Source organism: Methylobacterium sp. AMS5 (assembly GCF_001542815.1).
Lineage (GTDB): Bacteria > Pseudomonadota > Alphaproteobacteria > Rhizobiales > Beijerinckiaceae > Methylobacterium.
On the sequence record NZ_CP006992.1, the window covers coordinates 1 to 25,633 of the forward strand.

The 25,633-nt window shown below is 66.1% G+C and carries 22 protein-coding genes; 15 read left to right on the forward strand and 7 right to left on the reverse strand.

The genetic code is table 11. The features are described 5' to 3' along the window. Nucleotides 1–703 precede the first annotated feature (703 nt). The 13 genes from dnaA (at nt 704) to Y590_RS00065 (ending at nt 16,946) form a co-directional block, all read left to right on the forward strand. Entirely contained in the window at nt 704–2,209 is a 1,506-nt protein-coding gene (dnaA, locus tag Y590_RS00005) for a chromosomal replication initiator protein DnaA (RefSeq protein WP_060768092.1), read from the forward strand. A gap of 322 nt (nt 2,210–2,531) precedes the next feature. Further along, nucleotides 2,532–3,653, forward strand: coding sequence for a DNA polymerase III subunit beta (gene dnaN / locus Y590_RS00010; RefSeq protein ID WP_060768093.1), 1,122 nt, complete (start codon nt 2,532–2,534; stop codon nt 3,651–3,653). Between the two features lie 40 nt (nt 3,654–3,693). After that, nucleotides 3,694–4,848 carry a DNA replication/repair protein RecF gene (recF, locus tag Y590_RS00015; protein WP_060768094.1) on the forward strand — a complete coding sequence of 385 codons (1,155 nt, stop codon included), beginning with the start codon at nt 3,694–3,696 and terminating at the stop codon, nt 4,846–4,848. Between the two features lie 193 nt (nt 4,849–5,041). Further along, nucleotides 5,042–6,889: a DNA helicase RecQ gene (recQ, locus tag Y590_RS00020; protein WP_060768095.1), complete on the forward strand. Its 1,848-nt coding sequence runs from the start codon at nt 5,042–5,044 to the stop codon at nt 6,887–6,889. A 189-nt stretch (nt 6,890–7,078) separates the two neighbouring features. After that, on the forward strand, nt 7,079–7,765 hold the full coding sequence (locus tag Y590_RS00025) for a hypothetical protein (RefSeq protein WP_060768096.1): 687 nt from the start codon (nt 7,079–7,081) through the stop codon (nt 7,763–7,765). A 110-nt stretch (nt 7,766–7,875) separates the two neighbouring features. After that, nucleotides 7,876–10,077: an SF1B family DNA helicase RecD2 gene (recD2, locus tag Y590_RS00030; RefSeq protein WP_060768097.1), complete on the forward strand. Its 2,202-nt coding sequence runs from the start codon at nt 7,876–7,878 to the stop codon at nt 10,075–10,077. A gap of 143 nt (nt 10,078–10,220) precedes the next feature. After that, complete coding sequence (locus Y590_RS00035) at nt 10,221–11,405, forward strand: hypothetical protein (RefSeq protein WP_060768098.1); 1,185 nt, start codon at nt 10,221–10,223, stop codon at nt 11,403–11,405. A 190-nt stretch (nt 11,406–11,595) separates the two neighbouring features. Beyond that, a complete protein-coding gene (gene purL, locus Y590_RS00040) occupies nt 11,596–13,821 on the forward strand; it encodes a phosphoribosylformylglycinamidine synthase subunit PurL (protein ID WP_060768099.1) in 2,226 nt (741 codons plus the stop codon). 28 nt (nt 13,822–13,849) lie between these two features. Then, a complete protein-coding gene (locus Y590_RS00045; protein ID WP_003601036.1) occupies nt 13,850–14,086 on the forward strand; it encodes a BolA family protein in 237 nt (78 codons plus the stop codon). 73 nt (nt 14,087–14,159) lie between these two features. Then, entirely contained in the window at nt 14,160–14,495 is a 336-nt protein-coding gene (gene grxD, locus Y590_RS00050; protein WP_060768100.1) for a Grx4 family monothiol glutaredoxin, read from the forward strand. A gap of 72 nt (nt 14,496–14,567) precedes the next feature. Further along, nucleotides 14,568–15,470 (forward strand): NAD(P)/FAD-dependent oxidoreductase, encoded by a 903-nt coding sequence (locus Y590_RS00055; RefSeq protein ID WP_060768101.1) that lies wholly within the window; start codon nt 14,568–14,570, stop codon nt 15,468–15,470. Nucleotides 15,471–15,660: 190 nt separating this feature from the next. Next, nucleotides 15,661–16,545: an SMP-30/gluconolactonase/LRE family protein gene (locus Y590_RS00060; protein WP_060768102.1), complete on the forward strand. Its 885-nt coding sequence runs from the start codon at nt 15,661–15,663 to the stop codon at nt 16,543–16,545. A 185-nt stretch (nt 16,546–16,730) separates the two neighbouring features. After that, nucleotides 16,731–16,946, forward strand: coding sequence for a hypothetical protein (locus tag Y590_RS00065; RefSeq protein ID WP_060768103.1), 216 nt, complete (start codon nt 16,731–16,733; stop codon nt 16,944–16,946). A gap of 26 nt (nt 16,947–16,972) precedes the next feature. Here the strand turns inward: Y590_RS00065 and Y590_RS00070 are convergent, their stop codons facing one another. Continuing rightward, on the reverse strand, nt 16,973–17,809 hold the full coding sequence (locus Y590_RS00070) for a hypothetical protein (protein WP_060768104.1): 837 nt from the start codon (nt 17,807–17,809) through the stop codon (nt 16,973–16,975). 686 nt (nt 17,810–18,495) lie between these two features. On the opposite strand from Y590_RS00070, the gene Y590_RS00075 reads away from it, so the two are divergent. After that, nucleotides 18,496–18,855: a curlin repeat-containing protein gene (locus tag Y590_RS00075; protein WP_060768105.1), complete on the forward strand. Its 360-nt coding sequence runs from the start codon at nt 18,496–18,498 to the stop codon at nt 18,853–18,855. Between the two features lie 78 nt (nt 18,856–18,933). Here the strand turns inward: Y590_RS00075 and Y590_RS00080 are convergent, their stop codons facing one another. The 6 genes from Y590_RS00080 to Y590_RS00105 all read right to left on the reverse strand — a co-directional run bounded on the left by Y590_RS00080 (nt 18,934) and on the right by Y590_RS00105 (nt 24,090). After that, a complete protein-coding gene (locus tag Y590_RS00080) occupies nt 18,934–19,809 on the reverse strand; it encodes a lytic transglycosylase domain-containing protein (protein WP_060768106.1) in 876 nt (291 codons plus the stop codon). Between the two features lie 4 nt (nt 19,810–19,813). Beyond that, complete coding sequence (locus Y590_RS00085) at nt 19,814–20,737, reverse strand: CsgG/HfaB family protein (protein ID WP_060768107.1); 924 nt, start codon at nt 20,735–20,737, stop codon at nt 19,814–19,816. Nucleotides 20,738–20,872: 135 nt separating this feature from the next. Further along, nucleotides 20,873–21,316, reverse strand: a complete 444-nt coding sequence (locus Y590_RS00090) for a curli assembly protein CsgF (RefSeq protein ID WP_060768108.1) — start codon at nt 21,314–21,316, stop codon at nt 20,873–20,875. 39 nt (nt 21,317–21,355) lie between these two features. Then, a complete protein-coding gene (locus tag Y590_RS25235) occupies nt 21,356–22,192 on the reverse strand; it encodes a hypothetical protein (protein ID WP_083530708.1) in 837 nt (278 codons plus the stop codon). A 141-nt stretch (nt 22,193–22,333) separates the two neighbouring features. Continuing rightward, the gene (gene csgH, locus Y590_RS00100) at nt 22,334–22,669 is read right to left on the reverse strand and encodes a curli-like amyloid fiber formation chaperone CsgH (protein WP_060768110.1); all 336 of its coding nucleotides are present in this window, start codon (nt 22,667–22,669) and stop codon (nt 22,334–22,336) included. Between the two features lie 284 nt (nt 22,670–22,953). Next, nucleotides 22,954–24,090, reverse strand: coding sequence for a hypothetical protein (locus tag Y590_RS00105; RefSeq protein WP_060768111.1), 1,137 nt, complete (start codon nt 24,088–24,090; stop codon nt 22,954–22,956). A 693-nt stretch (nt 24,091–24,783) separates the two neighbouring features. Between Y590_RS00105 and Y590_RS00110 the strand changes: the two genes are divergently transcribed. Next, nucleotides 24,784–25,347 (forward strand): helix-turn-helix transcriptional regulator, encoded by a 564-nt coding sequence (locus Y590_RS00110; protein WP_144439886.1) that lies wholly within the window; start codon nt 24,784–24,786, stop codon nt 25,345–25,347. Nucleotides 25,348–25,633: the final 286 nt, after the last annotated feature.

Sequence of the window (25,633 nt, forward strand, 5' to 3'; positions counted from 1 at the left end):
ATGCCTGTACGCCCCGTGAGTCGTGACGCAGGCCATGGCCCGTCACGTGGGATGCGGATTGCCCTTCATTAGGGTGCTGCCGCTGGGAGTGCTCAGAAAACCTCCGATGACCCATCGTCTCCCCTCTGGGCCTGGCGACGCAGCCTGCGCTCGGTGAGGGACACGAAGCCGGGCGGCCTCGCCGAGCTCCAGGTCAGATTCCAAGCCGAGGCTCGATCGGTCGCGGTTGTGCACCGACCCCTACCGCTTCTCCACAGTTCGCGCCGAGTTATCCCGGATCGACGCTTGCACCCGCTTGTTCGGAGCGCTGTGCAGGTTTCGTTAACCACGCGCAAAGTGCTTTCCGTTGCATGGTGCCATGCCGGCCGTGTAGCTTAACAAAACGTTGCCGGGCGATCGGCTCGACAAGATCAGCACCGGCACCCCCAGAGTCGTCCCCAAGTTGCGGGCATGCCTTCGACTCTTCGGTCCCGGCCTGACGACTCGGTGGGCGCGAAGATGTTTTCCCCGATCGTCCCGCTGTTAGGAGAACGATAGAGGATTGTTGATACACAGCCATCTTTAGCGATGGGCCGCGACGCCGCTCTTGACAGCGCCGCGGCCACTCTTGGCACCGCCCGAATCGGGCGGCGCCTCCTCTGGTGTGGCGTATGCGTACGCGTCCCCTCCGGTTCGCCGGCTGAGGATGCGAGGAGACACGGTGATGCACCTCGACGGCAGCATGTCGGACGGCGATGGCGGAAACGGCAGGGGAAGCGTCGATCTTCCCGCCGCCTGGACGCGGGTGAAGCGGCGGCTGCGGGCGGAGCTTGGCGAGGATGTCTTCGCAAGCTGGTTCGCCCGCCTCGAACTGGAGAATGTGGAGGGGGGAGTTGCCCGCCTCACCGTTCCGACCCGGTTTCTCAAGAGCTGGATCGAATCGCATTACATCGACCGGGTGCTGACCACGTTCCGCGCTGAGGCCGACGGCGTGAGCCGCATCGAGGTCGGCGTGCGCGGCCCCTCCGCCCCGGCCCGGCCGAGTGCCGGCGTATCGGCGAAGCCGAACGCGACGAGCGGGCCGCTGAACCGTCTCCATGCGATCGCGACGCCGGCGGCCCTCCAGGGGCCCGGCCCGATGATCGAGACCGAGATCGCCTCGCCCCGCGGCGATTCGGCCTCGGTCGATCTCAACGGCGCGCCGCTCGATGCGCGGCTCTCCTTTGCGAACTTCGTGGTCGGCCGTTCCAATGCGCTGGCCCATGCCGCTGCCGAGCGGATCGCCCGCAGCGACAGCGACGGCGCGCTCTACAACCCGCTCTACGTCCATGCCGGCGTGGGCCTCGGCAAGACGCACCTGCTTCACGCGGCCGGGCACGCCGCCCGCGAGGCGGGGCGCCGGGTGATCTATCTCACCGCCGACCGCTTCATGTACGGCTTCGTCAACGCCCTGAAGACGCAGAACGCGCTGGCCTTCAAGGAGCGTCTGCGGGCGATCGATCTGCTCATCCTCGACGACGTGCAGTTCATCCAGGGCAAGTCGATCCAGACCGAGTTCGGCCACACCCTCAACGCGCTGATCGATTCGGGGCGTCAGGTGGTGGTCGCCTCCGACCGGCCGCCGACGGAGCTGGAAGCGCTCGACGAGCGCGTGCGCTCGCGTCTCGCCGGTGGTCTCGTCGTCGAGATCGGCGGACTCGACGAGGGGCTTCGTGCCTCGATCCTCTCCGCCCGGCTCGACGCCGTGCGCCAGAGCCACCCGAACTTCGAGGTTTCGCCGGCCGTATCGGCCTATGTCGCCCGGGCGATCACGGCCAACGGCCGCGACCTCGAAGGTGCGGTGAACCGGCTCCTGGCCCACGCGACCCTGACCGGCGCGCCGGTCACGGTCGAGACCGCCGAGACCGCGATCCGCGACCTCGTGAAGAACCGCGAGCCCAAGCGGGTGAAGATCGAGGACATCCAGAAGCTGGTGGCCTCGCGCTACAACGTCTCGCGTTCCGACATCCTGTCCGAGCGCCGCACCGCCGCCGTGGTGAAACCGCGCCAGATCGCGATGTATCTGTCGAAGGTGCTGACCCTGCGCTCCCTGCCGGAAATCGGCCGTCGCTTCGGCGGGCGCGACCACACCACCGTGCTGCACGCGGTGCGCAAGATCGAGAAGCTGATCGGTGAGGATGCGGTGCTCGGCGACGAGGTCGAGCTGCTGAAGCGAATGCTCCAAGACTGAGAGACGGCGCTGGGCGGGGCCGGGTTCGTCCCGGTCTCGCCTTGAGGGCGTGTCATCTCGGCTGCGGATCCTGTCCGCTCCGGGCCGCCCTCCCGAGCCGGGGGCCGTCGCGGGGCGGGACAGTGCGAATGCCGCCCTTGCCTTCGCGGGGGCGCTTCGCCAAGCTGCCGGCCCCGTTCCGCTTCGGAGTGCCTTGCGAAACGTCCGGTCGCCGACCCGTTCTCCGGTCGCGATGGCCGAACGGGCGTTGGGTGAGCGACATCCTTATCCGGCCTGATTGACGGCGGGCGGGCCGATTGTTCAAGAGACGACGGGTTTTCCGATGAGAGTCACAGTCGAGCGCGCGGCCCTTCTGAAATCGCTCGGCCACGTGCACCGGGTGGTGGAGCGGCGCAACACGATTCCGATCCTCTCCAACGTCCTGCTGCGCACCGGCGAGAACGGCCTTCAGCTCAAGGCGACCGACCTCGATATCGAGGTGACCGAGACCGTCGCCGCCGACGTGCTCGATGCCGGCGCCACCACGGTCCCGGCCCACGTCATCTACGACATCGTTCGCAAGCTGCCCGAGGGCGCGCAGGTCTCGCTGGAGACCTCCGGTGAGTCGGGCCAGATGACGATCCGTTCCGGCCGCTCACGCTTTGCCCTGGGCGCCCTGCCGGAGGGCGATTTCCCGGATCTCGCCGCGGGCGAGCTGCCGCATTCGTTCGCCATTCCGGCGGCCGAGCTGAAGCAGCTCATCGAGAAGACGCAGTTCGCGATCTCCACCGAGGAGACACGCTACTACCTCAACGGCATCTACTTCCACACCCTCGAGGTCGAGGGCGCCCTGAAGCTGCGGGCGGTGGCGACCGATGGGCACCGGCTCGCTCGCGTCGAGACCGAGGCTCCCGAGGGCAGCCGCGGGATGCCGGGCATCATCGTCCCGCGCAAAGCCGTCGCCGAGATCCAGAAGCTCGTCGACGATGGCGGCGACAGCGTGCAGGTCGAGCTGTCCCCGGCCAAGATCCGCCTGACTTTTGCTGGCGGCGTGGTCCTGATCTCGAAGCTGATCGACGGCACCTTCCCCGACTATCAGCGGGTGATTCCCACCGGCAACGACAAGCGCCTGACGGTGGAGCGCGACGCCTTCGCCAAGGCGGTAGACCGCGTCTCGACCATCTCGTCCGAGCGTGGCCGCGCCGTGAAGCTTGCCGTGAGCGAGGGGCGCCTCGCTTTGTCCGTGACCAACCCGGATGCCGGCTCGGCGACCGAGGAACTCGATGTCGATTACGAGGCCTCCGCCCTCGATATCGGCTTCAATGCCCGCTACCTGCTCGACATCACCGCGCAGCTCCAGGGCGACACGGCCCTGTTCAAGCTTGCCGATCCGGGCTCGCCGACGCTGATCCAGGACCGCGACGGCGCCCCGGCGCTTTATGTGTTGATGCCGATGCGCGTGTGAGTCCGCTTCCGGCCGCGGCCGGATCGGATATATCGCTCACATGGACATGCTGCCGGGAGGCCCCCGCCTCACCCGCCTGATCGCCCGCGACTTCCGCAACCACGTCGATCTCGATCTTGCCACCACACGCCGCTTCGTGGCTTTGGTCGGCGAGAACGGGGCGGGCAAGACGAACATCCTGGAGGCCGTCTCGCTGTTCTGCCCCGGTCGCGGCCTGCGCCGGGCCGATCTTGCGACCATGGCGCGGTTCGGTGGACCGGGCGGATTCGCCGTGTCGGCGACGCTCGAAGCGTCGGAGGCCGAGCACCGGCTCGGCTCGGGCTACGAGCCGCCGGGTTACGACGGGCGCGGCACGCGGGTCTGCCGGATCGACGGCGCGACTGCCCCCTCCCCCGTCGCCTTCTCGGAATTCCTGCGCATCGTCTGGCTGACGCCGGATTTCGACGGGCTGTTCCGCGGTGCGGCCGGCGACCGGCGCCGCTTCCTCGACCGGCTCGTACTCGCCGTCGATGCCGGCCACGGCGCCCGGGTATCGGCGATGGAGCGGGCCCTGCGCTCGCGTAACCGCCTGCTCGACGAGCGGCCGGACGACGGCCGCTGGCTCGATGCGGTCGAGCGCGAGGTGGCCGAGCTCGGCGTTGCCGTGGCGCTCGCCCGGCGCGAGACGGTGGAGCGTCTCGACCGGTTGATCGCCGAGACGCGGGACGATGCGGCGCCCTTTCCGTGGGCCTCGCTCCGGCTGGAGGGCGACCTCGACGATCTCGTCGCGGTCTGGCCGGCTTTGGAGGCGGAGGATCGCTTTCGCCGCGCGCTGATGCAGGGCCGCAACCGCGACCGCGCGGCCGGCCGCACCCTAATCGGGCCGCAGACGACCGACCTCGTCGTGCGCCACGGCCCCAAGGACGTGCCCGCCGCCACCGCGTCGACCGGCGAGCAGAAGGCGCTGTTGATCGGCCTCGTGCTCGCCCATGCCCGCCTGGTGCGGGCGATGAGCGGGCTCGCGCCCCTCATCCTTCTCGACGAGGTCGCCGCGCATCTCGATCCGCGTCGCCGCGGCGGGCTGTTCGATGCCCTCGAAGCATTGGAGGGACAGGTCTGGATGACGGGCGCCGACCCGGCGCTCTTCGCCGAGCTGGAAGGCCGGGCCGACCTGATCGGCGTGACGGATGGCCGCCTCGTGCCGGCCGCGTCGTGAGGTTTGGTCATCACCGCGGTCTTGCTTGCGCGCCCCGGCGATGCCAGCTTCCCGGCGCGTCGTTCCACGGCCGCTGCTTATGTCCGCGGGCATGGCGGCCTCTCGCCCGGACCGCCGCAAGCGGTTGCCCCGCCGCTCGTCCGTAAGCCGGAGCGGGCGTTCGTTTCGCCCCTCGCCTATCGCAAGTGATCCGATGACAGCTCGCCTCGACGAGGCCCGTGCCGCGCTGAAAAAAACCTTCGGCTACGACGATTTTCGTCCCGGCCAGGACGAGGTGATCGGCGCCGTCCTCGACGGCACGGACGTGTTCGCGGTGATGCCGACGGGCTCGGGCAAGTCGATGACATACCAGTTGCCGGCCCTGGTCGATGCCGGGCTGACGGTCGTGGTCTCGCCGCTGATCGCGCTGATGCACGATCAGGTGCAGCAGATGCACGCCTTCGGCATCGAGGCCGCGACCCTCAACTCGACGATCGCGGAGACGGCGTCGCGGGAGACGTGGCGCAAGATCCGCTCCGGCGAACTGCGCCTGCTGTTCGTCTCGCCGGAGCGGCTGCTGATGGACGGTTGCATGGAGGCGCTGCGCGGGGCGGGCGTGCGGCGGCTCGCGGTGGACGAAGCCCACTGCGTCTCGCAATGGGGCCACGATTTCCGCCCCGAATACCGCGAGATCGCCCGCGCCCGCGAGGCGCTCGGCAACGTGCAGACCCTGGCGCTCACCGCCACCGCCGACGCCGCGACCCGCGCGGAGATCGCCGAGCGGCTGTTTCCGGCGGGACGCCCTCCGAAAACCTTCGTCCACTCCTTCGACCGGCCCAATATCCGGCTGACCTTCCAGCCCAAGGACAACCCGACCCGCCAGTTGGAGCGCTTCCTGCGCGACCGCCGCGCGGAGAGCGGCATCATCTACTGCTCCTCGCGCAAGCGGGTGGAACAGCTCGCCGATACTCTCAAGGGGGACGGCTTCAACGCCCTGCCCTACCATGCCGGGCTCGACCAGGGCACGCGGGCGAGGAACCAGGACACCTTCCTCCAGGAGGACGGCGTGGTGATGACTGCCACGATCGCCTTCGGCATGGGCATCAACAAGCCGGATGTGCGCTACGTCTGCCACGCCGACATGCCGACCAACATCGAGGGCTATTACCAGGAGATCGGCCGCGCCGGCCGCGACGGGCTGCCCTCCGACACCCTGACCCTCTACGGCCTCGACGACATGGCGCTGCGCCGCCGCCAGATCGACGAGAAGGAGATCTCGGAGGAGCGCCGCCGGGTCGAACGGCGCAAGCTCGAGGCGATGATCGCTCTGTGCGAGGGCGCCGCCTGCCGCCGCCAATCGCTGCTCGGCTATTTCGGTGAGGCGAGCGAGCGCTGCGGGCGCTGCGATCTGTGCCGCGGCGGCGTCTCCCTCATCGACGGGACTGTGGCGGCCCAGAAGCTGCTCTCCGCCATCGTCCGCACCGGGCAGCGCTTCGGCGCGGCCTATGTCTGCGACGTCGTGCATGGCAAGGAGAGCGAATCCATCCGTCGTAACGGTCACGCCGCGCTCAAAACCTTCGGCGTCGGCAACGACAAGCCGGTGGCGGCGTGGCGCGCCCTACTGCGCCAGCTCTTCGCGGCCGGAGCGGTCGCCGAGAACACCGACGGCTATGGCGGCCTCGTGATGACCGACAAGGGCGAGGCCATCCTGTTCGGCCGCGAGACGATCGAGGTCAGGCCCGATCCGGAGCCGAAGAAGGCCGAGCCGAGGAGCCGCCGCGCCGCGCCGCGCGACGACGAGGCGAATGCGCTGAGCGAGGCGGATGAAGCGCTGTTCCAGCACCTGCGGGGCCTTCGCGCCACCATCGCGCGGGCGGAGGGCATCGCCGCGTTCATGGTGTTCCCCGACCGCACCCTGATCGAGATGGCGCGCTCAAAACCCGTCGATCTCTGGGCGCTCCGAACCGTCCATGGCGTCGGCGAGCGCAAGCGCGAGGCTTATGGCGAGCGCTTCACCGACACGATCCGTGAATTCCTGGCCGACGCGAAGCGAGCTGGCTGACCTCTCGGCGCGAATCGACCGCAAACCTCGCCCGAAATGCCGTCTCGCGACCTCCCGCCGCAGGTCGCGCGATTTGCGTCACGCTGAGTTATCCACATATTATCCACAAGAACATATGGCGAACACGCGCCGTCAGCGAGGGCGGCGCGGCTCCGCGCACTTCGTCTGTCCACAGCCTCGGAGCGCACCATGAGAACGGCCGACAAGCAGATCGCCGACATCCTCGTTCGCTTCGGCGAGCCCTTCGCGGGCAACGTCTGGCGCGTGCAGGGCACCGCCGTGATCTACCACAAGACCCTGGAGCGGATCGCCGCCCACACCAAGATCCGCTTCGATCCGCCGACCCTTCTGCGCAGCGAGCGCGACGAGGCGGTGATCCTCGTCACCGGCCACATGCCCGGCGAGAAGGCCGGCGAGGAGCGGGTCGAGTGGTCGATCGGTGAGGCGCTGGTCAATGTGAACTATCGCGTCTCCGCTCGGCAGGCAGCCTATGTCTACGCCATGGCCGAGAAGCGGGCGAAGGACCGGGTGATCCTCAAGCTGATCGAGCTGCACGGCCTCGTCTATTCCGAGGAGGAGGCGGACGAGTTCCGCCAGAACCAACCGATGGCGATCCGCGCGGTGGACGAGGACTTCGACGCGCCGCCGGCCTTCGATGAGGTGACCGAGCAGGAAGCCGACCTCAAGCGCCTGATCGACGAGGCGGAATCGATCAACGCGGTGACCGATCTGATGCTCGACGAGCGCACGCAGGGCATCCTCAACGCCATGCCGCACGGCACCCGCGAGGAGGTGCGCGACTACGCCAAGGCGCGGCTCAGGGCCCTCGGCTGGCCGCCGGCCAAGAAGGGCGGACGCGGCAGCCGCGCTGCGTGAAGGGATTTTACCGAAGGGCAAGCCCTTCGGCGGGGTGCCGGCGTATCCCAGGGCTCTGCCCTGGACCCGCGAAAGGAGGTGTCCTTTCGAAACCATGACGGATCGAGCGCATGAATACGCCCCTCCGCTCCTCAGCCATCGATGGCGCCGCTTCCCTCGACATGCTCGCCGGCTCGGTCGAGCGGGTGACGTTCCACAGCGCCGAGACGGGCTTCTGCGTGCTCAAGGTCCATGCCCGCGGCCGGCGCGACCTCGTGCCGGTGGTGGGCCATGCCCCCGCCATCGCCGCGGGCGAGTGGCTGACGGCTTCCGGGCGATGGGTCACGGATCGTGAGCACGGCCTCCAGTTCCGCGCCGACACGCTCCAAGTGACGCCGCCGACGGGGATCGAGGGCATCGAGCGCTACCTCGCCTCCGGTCAGATGCGCGGCATCGGCCCGATGATGGCCAAGCGCATCGTCGCCCGCTTCGGCGAGGCGGTGTTCGAGATCATCGAGGCCGCGCCCGCGCGCCTCACCGAGGTCGAGGGCGTCGGCCGGAAGCGCGCCGCCCGCATCGTCAAGGGCTGGGCCGAGCAGAAGGCCGTGCGGGAGATCATGATCTTCCTGCACGCCCACGGCGTCGGCACCGCGCGAGCGACCCGGATCTTCCGCACCTATGGCGGAGATTCGCTGAAGGTCATGGCCGAGGATCCCTATCGGCTCGCCCGCGACATCCGTGGCATCGGCTTCCGCACGGCCGACGCCATTGCCCTGCGCCTCGGCCTCGCCCGGGACGCGCCGCAGCGGCTCGCCGCCGGTGTCTCCTACGCGCTCCAGACGGCGATGGATGAGGGCCATTGCGGGCTTCCCGTCGAGCGGCTGGTGCGCCGGGCCGCCGACCTTCTCGACGTCGCGCCCGACCTCGTCCGGCTCGCCGCGGCGCTCGCCCTGCGCGAGGGCCGGGAGGTTGTCGCGGATACGCTTCGCGGCGAGCCCTGCCTGTTCCTGAAGGGCCTGCACGGCGCCGAGCGCGCCATCGCGATGCGGCTGGCCGAGCGCGCCGCCGGACTGCCACCTTGGCTTGCGATCGACTTCGCTCTGGCCAAGCCCTGGGTCGAGGCGAAGACGGGAAAGACGCTGTCCGCCTCGCAGGCCGAGGCGGTCGGGCTGGTGCTCCATTCGAAGCTCTGCGTTCTCACCGGCGGGCCCGGCGTCGGCAAGACCAGCACCCTCGATGCGATCCTTCGCATCCTCACCGCCAAGGGCGTGCGGGTGCTGCTCGCCGCCCCCACCGGCCGGGCGGCCAAGCGCATGGCCGAGCAGACCGGGCTAGAAGCACGCACCATCCACCGTCTACTGGAGATCGACCCACGCAATGGCGGCTTTCAGCGCAACGAGGACAACCCGCTCGATTGCGATCTGCTTGTCATCGACGAGACCTCAATGGTCGACGTGCCGCTGATGCATGCGCTGCTGAAGGCCGTACCGGAGCGGGCGGGCCTGATCCTCGTCGGCGATGTCGATCAGCTGCCCTCGGTCGGGCCGGGACAGATGCTCGCCGACGTGATTGCCTCCGGGACCGTGCCGGTGGCGCGCCTCACCGAGATCTTCCGTCAGGCGGCGCAGAGCCGGATCGTCGTCAACGCCCACAGCATCAACACCGGGCGGATGCCGACCGCACCCGCCAAGGGCGAGCCGAGCGACTTCTACCTCGTCGAGATCGAGGACGCGGACGAGGGCGTGGACACGCTGATCGAACTCGTGACCCGCCGCATCCCCCGCCGCTTCGGCCTCGATCCCACCCGGGACATCCAAGTGCTGACGCCGATGATCCGCGGCTCGCTCGGCAGTCGCAACCTCAACAACGCCCTTCAGCGCGTGTTGAATCCGTCGCCATCGGCGGAGGTTGAGCGCTTCGGCTGGCGCTTCGCCCCCGGCGACCGGGTGATGGAGACCCGCAACGACTACGACCGCGACGTGTTCAACGGCGACCTCGGCATGGTCAGCGCCATCGATGCGGATGACGAAGCGCTCGTGGTCGATTTCGACGGTCGCGCGGTGATCTACCCGTTCAACGAACTCGACACGCTGGTGCCGGCCGTCGCCACGACGATCCACAAGGCGCAGGGGTCGGAATATCCGGCCGTGGTGATTCCGGTGGTGACGCAGCACCGCACGATGCTGGCGCGCAACCTGCTCTATACCGGCGTCACCCGTGGGCGTCGCCTCGTCGTGCTGATCGGCCAGCGCCGGGCCCTCGCGATGGCGATCCGCGAAGGCGCCTCGCGGCGTCGCTGGACCAAACTCCGGGAGTGGCTGGACGCCGCCTGAGGCTGGGCCGTCGGCGTTTTGCCCTCGCCCCGGCCCTGCCGCATCGTGTAGGCAGCGGGCGAAGGGGCGTGTCGTCTGCACGCCCCGCCATCGGTCGAGACAAACGGCGGTCCGCCATTCCTGAATCCGTAGACGCGCATCCCGTGCGGCAGGTGTTCTACCTGCCGGGCTTCGATCCCCGCGAACCGGAGACCTATTGGGGTCTGTTCCGTCGCGAGAGCCGCATCACGGCCGACCGGCGCGGCATGGCGATCTCGGTCGGCGATCCAATCCGGTCCGCCGACGGCATCAGCCTCGATTGGGACGTGGAGAGCGAGGCCGAGGGGGAAGCGACGCGGGTGCGCTACAGCCTCCTGCGCTGGGACGACATCGTCCGCGACCGGTTTCCCCGCTCCAACCTGCGCCGGCTCACGCGCCTGCCGGGTTTATGGTGGCGGCTCTGGCGCTCCGGCTACCTGCGGAAGTTCCAGCGCGAGGCGCGGCGCTTCTATCGGGTCATCGTCAGCGTCCACCAGTTCTATCTGGTCTTCGTTCTCGCGAGCCTCGCGCTCGCCGTCGCGGCGGTGACGCTGACACCGCTCGCCGCGCTGCCGACGCTCGCCGGCATCGCCCTCGTCCCGCTGCTCGCCTACGCGAACCTGGCCCTGGTGACCCATCTGACGCGGGGAAAGCCGCTCTACGTCACGCATCTCGTCGATGATACCGCCTTCACTCACGATCACGCCTCGGGGCGCGAAACGGCGATGCGCGAGCGCTCAGGCGCCTGGGCGGAGCGCATCCGCGCGGCGGAGGGACGGGCCTCCGAGATCGTGGTGATCGGCCATTCCTCGTCGAGCTTCCTCGCCTTCGAGTGCCTCGACCGCATCCTGAAGTCCGATCCCGAATTCGGCCGACGCGGCACGCCGGTGACGCTCGTGACCCTCGGCAGCGTCATTCCCTGGCTCACCCTCGACCCGCTGGCCCAGGAGGCGCGGGGCTCCCTCGGACGGATCGGCCGCGACACGGCGATCGGCTGGCTCGACATCCGAGCGAGCTGGGACTGGCTCTCGATTCACTTGCGCGACCCGCTCAGCGCCTCCGGCCTGCCCGCGCCGCCCCCCGGCCGCTTCGCATTGATGCGCGTCGAGATCGAGGATCTGATCGAGCCGGCGCTCGTGGCGCGGCGGCGCTGGAACCTGTTCCGCATGCATTTCCAGCTCCTGATGTCGAGCCGAGAGCCGAAGGCCTTCGATTACGTCGCCTTCGTCGCCGGGCCGGAGCCCGTCCATGCGGCGGTGGAGCGGTGCCGGACGCAGCGGCCTGCGACGGCCAGCGCCGAATTTACGTAGGGAAAAGGCACAGCCGGCTTGTACGCAATCAGACCACGGCTGCGCACGCCCTTTGCAGCCGGTCCTGATCCGCTCTAGAGCGATGCGCAAAGTCATTTCCGCCGCAGCGAGCCCGTTCGGCTCGCCGTCGGCCGGTTCCGGTTGAGGGATCGGATCGATTTGCGGCAACGGTTTGGGACAGGGCCTTCGGATGTTTCGCAACGATGTTCCGATCACACCCGAGCTGGTGCGCCAGCACGGCCTGACACCCGACGAGTACGAGCGCTTCCGCGCCCTCGTCGGCCGCGAGCCGACGCTGACCGAACTCGGCATCGTCTCGGCGATGTGGAATGAGCACTGCTCGTACAAGTCCTCGCGCAAGCACCTGCGCGGCTTGCCGACCACCGGTCCGCACGTGATCCAGGGGCCCGGCGAGAATGCCGGCGTGATCGATATCGGCGACGGCCTCGCCTGTGTCTTCAAGATGGAGAGCCACAACCACCCGAGCTTCATCGAGCCCTACCAGGGCGCGGCGACCGGCGTCGGCGGCATCCTGCGCGACGTGTTCACCATGGGCGCGCGGCCGATCGCGGCGCTCAACGCGCTCCGCTTCGGCTCGCCCGACCATCCGCGCACCCGCCACCTCGTCTCGGGTGTCGTCGCAGGCGTGGGCGGCTACGGCAATTCCTTCGGCGTGCCGACGGTGGGCGGCCTCGTCGGCTTCCATCGGCGCTACGACGGCAACATCCTCGTTAACGCCATGGCGGTGGGCCTCGCCCGTACCGACGCGATCTTCTACGCGGCCGCCACCGGCGTCGGAAACCCGATCGTCTATCTCGGCTCAAAGACCGGCCGCGACGGCATCCACGGCGCCACCATGGCCTCGGCGGAGTTCGACGAGTCGAGCGAATCCAAGCGCCCGACCGTCCAGGTCGGCGACCCCTTCGCCGAGAAGCTCCTGCTCGAAGCCTGCCTGGAACTGATGGCCTCGGGCGCCGTCATCGCGATTCAGGACATGGGCGCGGCCGGTCTCACCTGCTCGGCGGTCGAGATGGGCGCCAAGGGCGATCTCGGCGTGGAGCTGCATCTCGAAAAGGTGCCGACCCGCGAAGAGGGCATGACCCCCTACGAGATGATGCTTTCGGAGAGCCAGGAGCGGATGCTCATGGTGCTCAAGCCCGGCATGGAAGCCGAGGCGCAGGCCATTTTCGTGAAATGGGGCCTCGACTTCGCGGTCATCGGCCACACCACCGATACGCTGCGCTTCGTCATCAAGCATCACGGCGAGACCGTCGCCGACCTGCCGATCAAGGAACTCGGCGACGAGGCCCCGCTCTACGACCGCCCGCACATCGCCAACACGCACCAGCCGGTGATCGCTGCGGCAAGCGTCGAGGCGAGCGTGCCGAACGCGGAGGCGCTCAAGCGTCTGGTCGGCTCGCCCGAACTCGCCTCGAAGCGCTGGGTCTACGAGCAGTACGACCACTTCATTCTCGGCAACACCGTGCAGAAGCCCGGCGGCGACGCCGCCATCGTCCGGGTCGAGGACGGGCCGAAGGGTCTCGCGATCTCCACCGATGTGACGCCGCGCTACTGCGAGGCCGATCCGGTCGAGGGCGGACGCCAAGCGGTCGCCGAAGCGTGGCGCAATATCACGGCCGTCGGCGCGCGCCCGCTTGCGATCACCGACAACCTCAACTTCGGCAACCCGGAGAAGCCCGAGGTGATGGGCCAGCTCGTCGGCTGCCTGAAGGGCATCGGCGAGGCCTGCCTCGCCCTCGACTTCCCCGTCGTGTCCGGCAACGTCTCGCTCTACAACGAGACCAACGGCGTCGGCATCCTTCCGACCCCGACCATCGGCGGCGTCGGCGTCATCGACGATGTCGAGTGCCACGCCACGGTCGCGCTCAAGCGTGAGGGCGATGTGCTGGTGCTGATCGGGCGCACCGAGGGCTGGCTCGGCCAGTCGCTGTACCTGTCCGAGATCGCCGGCCGCGAAGAGGGGGCGCCGCCACCGGTCGACCTGGCGATCGAGCGCCGCAACGGCGACTTCGTGCGCAGCCTCATCGTCTCCGGTATCGCCGACACGGTGCACGACCTCTCCGACGGCGGCTTCGCCGTGGCTTTGGCCGAGATGGCGATGGCCGGCGGCCTTGGCGCGGCTCTGCCGGCGGCGCCGGAGGGCGTGCCGGTCCATGCCTACCTGTTCGGCGAGGATCAGGGTCGTTACCTGATCGCCGTGCCGGCGGAAGCGGCATCCGACCTTCTCTACAGCGCCTCGGCGCAGGGCATCGACGCCTCGACCGTCGGCATCGTCGCGGGCGACAGCTTGGTGCTGCCGGGCGAAGAGACCATATCCGTGGCCGAGCTGAAGGCCGCGCATGAAGGCTGGTTCCCCGCCTATATGGCGAGCCAGCCGGCCGCACCTGCGGCGTAACGAGACGAAAGCGAGCGGAGAGCCCCCAATGCCGATGGATGCGCGCGAGATCGAGTCGATGATCCGCGAGGCGCTGCCCGACGCGCACGTCGAGATCAAGGATCTGGCGGGCGACGGCGACCACTACGCGGCGACCGTCATCTCCGCCGCCTTCAAGGGCAAGACCCGTGTCGCCCAGCATCAGATGGTCTACGGCGCGCTCCAGGGACGGATGGGGGGCGTGCTCCACGCCCTTGCGCTCACCACGGGCGTCCCGCAGGATTGAGCCGATCTTGAAATCAGGCGGTCAGATCTGATTTCACACCTGACCGAGACGAAGAGACAACGAGGACCGTGCGATGACCGACGCCAACACCACCATCAAGAACGAGATCGATTCGCAGGACGTGGTCGTGTTCATGAAGGGCACGCCGCAATTCCCGATGTGCGGCTTCTCGGGTCAGGTCGTTCAGATCCTCAATTACCTCGGCGTGCCGTTCAAGGGCGTCAACGTTCTCGACGACATGGCGGTGCGCGAGGGCATCAAGGCCTTCTCGAACTGGCCGACGATCCCGCAGATCTATGTGAAGGGCGAATTCGTCGGCGGCTGCGATATCGCCCGCGAGATGTTCCAGTCGGGTGAGCTGCAGCAGTTCCTCTCCGAGAAGGGCGTGCCGGTGAAGAGCGCCGCCTGAGCGTCGCCCTTTTCCGGAAACTCTTTTGCGATCACGAGGCTTGATCCCCGGCGGGTTCGCCGGGAGATCAGCATGCACGACGTCATCATCGTGGGCGGCGGCCCGGCCGGGCTCAACGCCGCCCTGATCCTCGGCCGGGCTCGTCGCAAGGTTCTTCTCTGCGATGCGAGCCAGCCGCGCAACGCCGCGACGCCCCGCACCTGGGGCCTGTTTACCCGTGATGGCACCCCGCCCTTCGATCTGCGCGCACAGGGCCGGGCCGACCTCGACCGCTACGAGACTGTCGAGTGCCGTGATGTTGCGGTGACGGAAGCCGCGCGTGACGCCGACGGCTTCACCGTCATCCAGGCCGACGGTACTGTTGAGCGGGCGCGCCGCCTGATCCTTGCGACGGGCCTGGCGCAGGACATCCCCGAAATCGAAGGCTTCGACACCTATTGGGGCACGGGCGTGCATTCCTGCCCCTATTGCGACGGCTTCGAGGTTCGCGACCGCCCGCTCGTCGTCTACGGGCGTGGGCATGGCGGCTGCGGGCTCGCGCTGGAACTGACCGGCTGGAGCCAGGACGTCACCCTTTGCACGAGTGGTCACGACGGCGAACTGTCCGACAAGGACCGTGATCGGCTCGCCCGAAACGGCGTGCGGGTGATCGAGGCGGAGATCGAACGGCTGGAAGGGGACGGATCGCGGCCCACCTGCCTCCGCTTCCGCGACGGAAGCCAGACGGCCTGCACGGCGCTCTTCCTGATGCCGTTCGCCTGCAGTCCCTCCCCGCTCATCACTCAACTCGGCTGCGAACTCGACGAGACCCGCAGCGTGGTTCCGACCCGCGAGTACGAGAAGACCAACGTGCCCGGACTCTACGTCGCCGGTGATGCGTCCCGCCGTGTGCAATTCGCCGTCGTGGCCGCCGCGGAAGGCGCGATGGCCGCTTTTGCCATCAATGCCGAGTTCGTCGCGGAGGCGACCCGGTAGGACCGCAGGTTTCGAACCGGCCCCCATCCGATGAAGGAAAAAGCGCGGGCGCAGCGCGTTGATCGAGGCGGGGTTTAGCGTGCCTCACAAAACTCCCGGTCTCTGACCGTTCTCGCTCCGGCGATGACAGCGCGGCGGCAGTTTCGTGAGAGACATTGAAAGCGCCGCCCTTCAGCGTGCCGGAGCCTCGATGACCCCACCCGTTCATCCCCATACGCCGCGCGTCGCGGTCGCCTGCGGCTGCACCCTCGGTGAGGAGGTCGTCTGGGATGCCCGTGACGGGTCACTGCTGTGGGTCGATATCGAGAACCCGGCGATCTGGCAGCATTGGCCTGCTACGGGCGAGGCCGTGCGGCTTCCGCTCGACGAGAAGATCGGCTTCGCCGTTCTGACGCCTGATCCTGATCGCGTCGTCGCGGGGTTCAAGTCCGGTGTCGCCGCCCTGCGGCTCTCGGACGGATCACGTACGCCACTCGTCCATCCGGACGATTACCCTGCGGGCAATCGGCTCAACAGCGGCAATGCCGGGCCGGATGGCTGGCTCTATTTCGGAAGCATGGACGACGAGGAGAAGGCGCAGACCGGTGGCTTCCACCGTTGGGACGGAGCGCGGGTCGAGACGTTCGGCAGCCGTGCCGCCGTGACCAATGGTCCGGTCGTCAGCCCTGACGGCCGGCGTGTCTACACGATCGATACCGCGAACGGCCTTGTGCAGGTTCACCCTCTCGATGACGGGCGGATCGGCGAAGCGCGGCCGCTGATCCGTTTCGAAGAGAGCTGGGGCAAGCCGGACGGTCTGACGCTCGATGCCGAGGGTCACCTCTGGATCTGCCATTATGGTGCGGGCCGCATCACCCGTTTCGACCCGGACGGCCGCGTCGCGTACGTCGTGCCGATGCCGACATCGCTCGTCACGAAATGCGCTTTCGGCGGTGACGACCTCTCGACGCTCTATGTCACGACCTGTCTTCGCGGTCGCGATCCGAGGCTCGAGCCGATGGCGGGTCACCTCTACAAAGTCGAAACGGGTTTTCGTGGCATTCCAGCAAATCTTTTGGCGCTGCCGCAAACCTGAGTTGTACGACTATTGTCGACCTGGTGTGCGGCTTTGCACCGCAGTAAGGTCTGTTGCGCCGCAAATATGAAGGCGCGGTGAAGATTGAAGAACTGGCGGAACTTATCCCCGTTTTGTTAGTTCTCCACACACGGTCGAGCTTTCGCTCGTAGACCGCGTGCCCTCACCGAGGGTGGGAGCGGGTCATGCCAGTCTTCGATGGGAAGTATCTGACCGAGCAGGGCGAAGGCGAAGCGCTTCTCGCCATGGTCCTCCGCCCGACGCCGACGGCTCAGGAGGAGGCACGCGCGCGCGGCCGGATGCGGATTGAGCGGGCGACCATGCTGGCTGAGTTGGTACCCGCCGTGCCGGGCACGACGCTTGGTGCTCTCAAGCGGGTCGATATTCTACCGGTGAACTGACGGCCCGTCCGCTCCCCGAATCGACGCTACCAGGCTTGGGGTGTGATGACCCCCTGGCGGGTGACCACGACCCACTGCCGACCCCGGCGCTCGATCGCCTCGACCCGGCCGATGCCGGGTACCGCATCTCCCCGTCCCACTTCAACGAGCTGACGGCGGCGGTCTTCGAGGATCGCGACGCCGTCGTAGACATCGCGCAGCGCCCAGCCTTCGAGGGTGTTGGTCTTCGGTTTGTCGGGAAGACTTCCGGTCTGTGTCGGCTCCGGCGCGCGCGCCTCGGGCTTCGGCTCGGATTTGGCGGGAGCGGCGGCGGCAACCGGTTGCAGCTTCTTCTCCCACTGCGCGATCGCGCTCGTCATGCGCTCAGCCTGATCGCGCTCGACCCGGGCCATCGTCTCGGACAGGTTCGCCAGTCGCTTATCGAGCGCTTGCTCGGTGCGGCCGAGCCGATCCGTCACGGTGTGGCCGAGCGCCTTAGTCTCACTGCGAGCAACGTCGCTGGCTTCGTGCAGGGCCGTCACCGTACGGGCAAGCCGGTCGATCTCCTGTGCGAACCTGGCCGCTTCCGAGCGCCCGGCCGACAGCTCGGTCTGGATCTGAGCAAGCACCGTGCCGGATCGTTCTTGAGGGGTCGCCACCAAGCCCAGGCACACGCCGCCAACCAAGGCGGCCACGCTTGCTGCGGCAAGCCGACCGTTGGCTCCGAGGTGAAACGACTTCCGCGTCGGCGCGGCTGCGGGCGGCGTCGCATTTGCACCAGCTTTCGGGCCACCGGCGACGGCCTGCTTCAGCATCTCGACGGGCGAGGGTTGCGCGATCGGCTTACCGGTTGCCCCTTTGCGCGTTTCGATCGTCTCCGGCATGGCAATGGCTTTCCAACGATACGGTCGGCAGACCTCGACCGGTGATCCATGAGAGCGCCGGTCCGAATAACGATCGGCGTCGTCGAGACTTCGCCGCCCGCCAGGCATGCTTCCATGAGAAGCGCACCGCTGGACACGAAGCGAAGCGGCAACAACCGCCCGAACCACATCCAGTCGGCCATTCGAGAATTCTGTTAAGGATGTTTGTTTACCGAAAGGTTACCGCTGCGGCCCCGCTCAAGCCTCCGCAATTCGCGTCCCTCGGCTTCCTATCGCCTGTAGAGAGCTTACCTTAGACCGCCGGGGCCGGGCGGATCGCGGTAGCCTTCGCTTCTCGCAGGCACGCGTACCGGACAGCGCTCAACTTGGCTTCAGCCGCGCGTCCGGCATAGGTAAATAATTTTAATTGTTGCAACGCCGCCGCTGCTGCGAATGTGTCTGTTTTATTCTCTTATGTGCTTAGGAATTCGCTAACTTTATCTAAATTTTTTTAAGTTTCATAACCCGAATTTACCGGGTTTTAGATCCGAATTGCAGCTCTCATCAGGTGTCGCGGCGAGGATGACGGTGCAAATGGATTTTGTGCATGGCCTTGCGGCGACTGCTGGTTGTGGGCGGGGCGGTGCGAATTCAGCGTTTCTTAACACGACGACGGGATCCTCAGCCGAACGTGAGGACCGTTTTCAATGCGTAAAATCGTTGCGACCATCGCCCTTTGCGCTGCCGTGATGCAGATCACGGGATCCGCGCAAGCGCAGGACATGTCGGCCCTGATGGCGCGATCCGACACGACGATGCAGGACATCGAGAACGGTGCCCTGCGCAACACCATGAATCGCGTCTCGGCAAGCCTCGACGCTTCGACCGGAAGCGGCGTGCAGGGCAACGCCTTCTACGGCGTGCAGGATGGCCAGTACAATCGCATCGACGCGACGCAGACCGGTACGGGCAACCTCATCCGCGTGATGCAGAGCGGCAACTCGAACGCGGCGGTCATCGCGCAGTCCGGATCGTTCAACCAGATCATTGTCAGACAGGGCCGCTGATACCCGGCTCCTCGCCGCGAGCGGATCGCTCGCGGCTCTTCCCACGGCGGCGCCGTGCGGCAGGGCACGGGCGGCCGATCAATACCGGCTGTAGTTCAAACATTGCGCGCCGGGGCTGAGCAGGGCGGCACAGGGGCCACTTGCTCCGCCCGACGATCGCAGAACACCGCCGGCCGCGGCGCGGAGCTGAGCCGTCGAGAGCGGTGCGATCGAGCCGCCCGCTGGTCCCGTCGCGTTCTTCCCCTCGGCCGATGCCTCCTGGCGACTCGATATCCGGATCGCGGCCAAATCGGCCGCCGGGCCGAACGGGGACAGCGGCGCCGCGAAGGACGCGATCCGGAGCGGCCAGCCGGTCCCGGACGGACGATACGCCTCCGTCCAAGCCGGCGTGTTCACGCCGGTGACGTTGGCAACGTAGTCCACGGTCTCCTTTGGAAGGTCGAGGCGGCCGCTCAGCCACGCGTCGACCCGACCGGGGCCGGCATTGTAGGCAGCCGCCGCCAAGGCCCAATTTCCGTATCGCAGCCGGAGATCGCGCAGCAATTCGGCCGCTTTGGGGATCGCCTGAACCGGATCGAAGGGATCGCCGAGACCACGCTCGGCCGCCGTCGCCGGCATGAATTGCGCGATGCCGAGTGCGCCCTTCGGGCTCACGGCCATCGGGTTCAACCCACTTTCCCGCTTAAGCAGCCGCAGGAGGAAATCGGAAGGAACGCCGGCGCTGAGGGCGGCCTGGGCAACGAGGGTCGAGATCGCTGAAACCGGCAACTCCGGCGCGATCTTCTGGACGATCGCAACGGTGACCGTGAGCGGCGGTTCGATCGCGGCCGTGACCTGCACTGTGGCCGTCAAATCCAGAATCGGCAGGCGGCCACGGGCATCGGCCTTTGCCTGCGACGTGAACAGGACGGCTGCGACCAGTGCCAGCCCCCGCCAGGGATGCCTGTCACACATCGTCTCAGTTCTTCGCGACCACGACGGCTTCCGGAACGACCTCGACGCTCGCGCTCGCGGCAGGAAGCGGCTTGTCGCGCTCGATATATTGCTGAAGCAGGCGCTGCCCGACGTCCTGATCGCGGAACTTCCACAATCCCTTTCGCACGCCTTCCATCAGGGTCGAGTAGACGGCCAACTCGATGGATTCGCGCACGGCGAATTGCGTCGGTTCGTTGCGCGTCACGCCGGCATCGAACTCGAACAGCTTGTTGACCGCGACGTAGCGGAACGTGTTGGTCGCAAGCCCGATCGAGTAGATCGTCTTCGTGGTCGTGACGCTCGTCAGCACCTCGCCCGACTGGACGGATACGATGCGCATGCCGACCGTCACGACGTCGCGCCGATAGCGGATATCGCCGCCGATCCCGAGATAGCGAGCCCCGATTCCACCCGTGACGAAGTTCGCGTCGTAGGCGAGGATGCCACCCTCGACCAGCAGGCCGGCGAAGCGGATCGGCGGAAGCGGCTTGGCCTGGTCCTGATCGAATTCCTGGCGGGTGGCGCGGATGAGCTGCCGTTCCTGGAGAATGTTAGCGAGGCTTCCGCGCTCCACCACCCGGAACCAGCGTCCGCTGCCGGTGCGACGCAGGGCATCGACGAGGAAGGCCGCGCCGCCCTGTGTGACGGCACGGGAGAACTCCGCGAAGTTGTCGCTGGGCTTGTTCTGCCCGGTCAGATCCGGAAAGCTGTAGACTGCCAGATCGACCGCTTTCACTGGCGGCGGCAGCAGGGCGAGGTCGAGCCCGGTCGGCGACGTCTCGGTGATGGTCGGTGCCTCGTTGAGCGGCTCGCGCCCGCCGACGGGGACGCAGCCGCCCAAGCCGAGCGCGGCGCTCACAAGACCACCGACGGCAAGACGTCGGATCGAGAGTTTTTCAGCCCACATAAGGATCAAGAATCCCAACCATGACCGGGCTGCTTGTCGCAACCTTCGGATTATCGTGGCGCGAACACCGCATCTATTGCGTCCGAGTTGAACCTGACGCTTTTGCAGACTCGGCGAACTCGGTCTCAGCGGTGTTCAAGGACCCGATGGTACGACGACCGTACTGGTCGTCGTGCCATCGAAAATGACGATGCGGACATTCGCCCCTTCGCGTGCAAAATTGATCGTCGTGCCCTGGAACTCGAAGGTTCCGTTCGGCTGGGCATTTTCGCCGAAGATCGCCCGCGTGATCTGATTGGCCAGTGAGCTGAAGAGCTGTGACTGCAACTGCTGGGCAAAGATCTGCCCCTGGGTCAGCGTTTGCCCGGCACGGCCGGTCTGGCTGGAGAAGATCTGGTTCAGGCGCTGCTCACGGGCTTGTGGAATGTTTTGAGCGTTGGCTTCGCTCTGCAGCCAGCCTCCGTTGAGCGGGCTCCCACCAAAGGCCGGGTTGATCGGCTGATGGATCAGATTGCCCGCCAGAACCGGACCTGCCGAGAGCGCCAGCAGAGCACTTGCCGCCAGGAAAGATGTTTTCATGGTGGGGTCTCACTTTCTCAAGCTGCCTGCATCCCCGCCTCAGCGGGTGCGGACTTGCAGGACGTTGATGCTCTTGGCGGCACCGACTTGGCTCACATCGGCCGAAAGGCCATTGCCGATTTGATTGACAACGACCTCGGCCGCGCCCGGGACGGAGCCTGTCAGGCTGTTGCCATTGCCGTCCTGCCGAACCTGGACGTTCGCGCCAGCGGTGAGGTTCGCGCCCGTGGGCGCGTTGACACTCAGATTGGCACTGTTGCCGAGCCCGCTCTGCTGGAGATCGAAGCGGATGCTCGATCCGGTCAGGGCACCCTGTCCGGTGTTGTTAAGGCCCTGCTGCGTGATCGCTGCCGTGTTGCCGTCGCCGAAAATCTGAACCGCTGCCGCGTTCCCGCCGCCGCTCTGACGGATGTCCGTCCGGTTGGCGTTGCCGACCTGCTGATTGGACGCGGTCTGGCCGTTGGCTCCGGATACGCCACCGTTGAGACCCAGGATCCGAATCGGAAGAGCGGTCGAACCGATCGTCGCGTACTCGACCGCCACCTCGGTTGGGATCGACTGGCCGGCAGGCACTGAAGCAGCGTTCGACTGCTGAGCCGACGAGACCGTGGGGAAGGACAACAGAACGCCCAGAGCCGTAAGACAAACGACTGCCGAGCGGTGCGTGGTTCTCTGGGTTGAGCCGCTCATCTTGCCGTTCCGTCCATTGCTGGCTTGCGATCCATTGGTGATTTTACACCAATCAGAGAGCACATTGAGTTTTAATTTTGCGATAATGAAGTGGATTAAGAACGCATTATGAGGAGGCGGGACGGTCCTTTCGTTTGATTTGTATTGTGGTACGCGTAAATTGAAGTCAACGCGGAACCGGCCCATGCCCCGGCCCCGGGGCTTTCCGGCGGTTCGGCGTGACCCGCGCGCCACAGAGCCGCGCCGGTCACCGGTCCCGTCGCAGCTCCGCCGAAACGTCGGCTCGGGTGATGAAAACGCGATCAGCCGCACGGTCCCAGAGGGCCGCTACAGCGAATCGGATCCATCCGGCCCCTCGCGCTCACAGGCATATTCGGCGTCTCCAGCACGAACGGAGAGTCTGGCGCGATAGCGCCCGTATGGCTCCAGGGAGAAGCTCAGTCCCTCAACCCGTACGGGGGAGCCCGGCACAAGGGAGAATTCCGACTGCTGGCTGACCTGCGCGCTGCCGGATGGACCCTGCTTCATCACCAAGAGACGGTAGCGGCCGGATTGCGGCCGGTTCGAGCGGATCTCCGCCTCCACCCGCAGCTGCGAACCTTGGCGGTGCTCGGACATCACGCACACGATCGGCAGGGGTGAGATGTCGCCGGGCATGGTCATTCCGCGCCTCGATATGAAACGTGAACGCTCGCACGCCATCTATGACGGATCGTAGGCCGACGAGCGCTGGATACGGCGTCCCCGCGGGTGATGACGTCACCCGATCCGTGGGAGCCTTATCCGCGTTCCGCTTCGCGAAGAACGCCTTCTGGTCGACGAGCTGTCGTGACGTTCGAAAGAGAACAGCCACCGGCCTGATGAACACAGGTCGATGGCTATGTTTGACTTGAAGGCGTGGCCGCCCGGTTTGAAGGGTGGCCACGTCTCATGATGTGTATCGGAGATTAGCGACGGCCCTGCGTAATGGTCGCCACGTTTGCATTGCCGAGCTGCGAGCTCAGGATCGTGCTGCTCGCGCTGTTGAGCTGAGAGGCGATCAGGACGTTCGAGCTTCCGCTCTGGAATCCGGTGATCGTGCTGGCAGCCGAATTGAGCTGCTCGAGGGTCGCAAAGTTCGTGTTTCCGGCCTGATAGAGATAGATGCCGGAGTTGTTCGAATTCATCTGCGTGATCAGCGCGTTGTTACCCGACCCGAACTGCGTTGCCTCGATCAGCGCAGCATTCGAATTGCTCTGATTCGCAAACAGAACGTTGTTATCGCTGAACTGGCTCACGAAAATGTCGCTTCCCGTCGAGTTCGTCTGCTGAGCGTTGGCGAAGTTCGAGAAGCCGATCTGCGAGATTTGCGCCGACGAGTTCACGTTGCCGCTCTGTGCGACGGCCGCGACCTGAACGAAGCCCGACTGCTTGATGGTACCCGTCGTGTTCCGCGAGCCTTCCTGACCGACGACGGCGTTGTTGCCGAAGCCGACCTGACCGATGTCCACGGTGGAACCGGCAACGTTCGACTGGCCGGCGAGGGCCTCGTTGTATGCGATCGATTGATCGATGAAGATATTCGAGTTGCCGCGGGTATCGTCGGCCTGCCACGCATAGGCGGACTGGACGGAGCCGATCTGCCGGATATCGATCTGCGAGTTACGAACGTCGGTCTGCTTCGCCTCGGCCTCGTGCGCAGCGATGCCGCCACGACCGGCGCTCTGCTCGACCGTCGTGGTGGCGTTGCTGCCGCCGACCTGCCCGATGTTGGCGTAGTTGTTGAGATTGCGCTGCGTCAGGTCGATGACGTTGCCGTTGCCGCCATCCTGGCTGGTGACGAACGAGTTCCGGTTGCCGTCCTGCAGGATCTCGACGCTGTTGTTACGGCCGGACTGCGTGCTCGTGGCGCCCGAAGCCGTGTCGCCGTTATTGTCGCCCAGCTGGTCAATCGAAGCGGTGCCACTGGTGCCGGTCTGGGTCAGATCGAGATTGTTCGAGTTTCCGCTTTGCAGAGTCGTCGCATCGTTCAGGCTGGCGGCGAGAACAGGAGCGCCAACGAGAAGGGCGAGGGTGCTAATGGTGGCGATGGTGAAGTGCTTCATGATTGATCCCCTGCGTGCCGAATTCTGTCATCCCGCAGCCGCTTGCCCGGTCTTTACCGACTGTTGACCAGTCTGCCGGGTGGGGTGGCTGCTTCGTGCTGTTGTTAACGAGGAGTTAAATACGGGAGGACAGGGGGAGCCGCATCATTCATTTGAAGGATAAATTGCGGTTTCGGATGGAAACGGATCGTTTACCTTAATTTGTGTCCTGGAGGGGCAGCGATATCACACCGTCAATATCAAAGTATTCAATATAATTTTCGCCCTAGATTTGGCTATTTTGTTTGGCGATCCAGCGACCTGAAGAAAATTTTCGCAGCAAAATCTGCTAATACCGCTCCGAGGCCTGGCCTCGATTTCCCGAAATTGCTTCGGTCTTGCTGGCCTCAGCTCGAAATTGGTTGCGCTCAATCTATCGCGATCAATCCTGCTTTTGTGCAATAACTCCACGACAATCTGGCGGGGTCGTTTTTGCGCTTCAATCTTCGCTCATGTGAGGTTGATTCATGCGTAGTTTGCCGCTGTGAGAAACGGCACTGAATGCGTAGAGTCCGGTGTTGGCGCGAAAGCTTCACCTGATATATATCGTTAATGCCTCGGACGACGCTCACTGTAGATTCAGGATGCGGCCGTACGAAGAATAACGTTGGTTTCAGATTCGCATACTGACGCAAAAGAACAAAGCCGATAACGATGCCTGATAAATATGCATTGCTCAACGTTCTCGATAAAGTCGGATCTGCTGCCGTTTTGATTAGTATTCGCGCAAAGACGATCGATTGTAATGTTCTGGCGCGTCAGATTGTTGTCGATGGTAATCACGATGTGGCCGCCGCGACCGCCGAGCCGTTCACGGCCCGGATGATCAACAATGCGCTGACAGAGCCGTTCGGCACGGTGGAACTGGAGCGCCCGCGCAGCGACCAGCGTCTGGTGTTTCAAGCGATGGATATAACGGCCATGGGAGAAGCCCATCGCCTGCTCATTCTGATCGACCTTTCGGTCCGGTCGCAGGTGTGCGCCCCGGCGCTGGAAAAGATTTTCGGCCTTACCGTGGCCGAGGGGCGTCTGGCTGCCGAACTCAGTCGCGGCGTTCCGTTGGCGACCATCGCGCAGAGCCGCAACGTCAGTATCGCGACGCTCCGCACCCAACTGGCCTCGATCTTCGCCAAGACCGGAACCTCGCGACAGCCCGAACTGGTGGCGCTGCTCGCGCGCGTGTGCCAGTTCTCGCCGACGTCGGACGTGGCGCGTTGAGGCCCCGATGTGAGGCGTGCGTGCAAGGTGCATGAGAAATGATTTAATCGTCGCCTGTTGTACTTCGTCGCGTCATCCGTTTATCGACCCATCGGGTCGCTTTCGATAAGCGATTGCCGATGGTGTCCCTCCATGTCTCTTGTGTGATGCCTCGATCGGTGCCGCGCCTTCACATTTCGGCAACGGACTTTGGAAATGATCAGCTCCATGCCGGGAAACGGCCGCGCCGCGGCTGATGGATAGTGGTTGACGCCGCAAAACCCCGCTATGTCTTCCGCCCGCATCT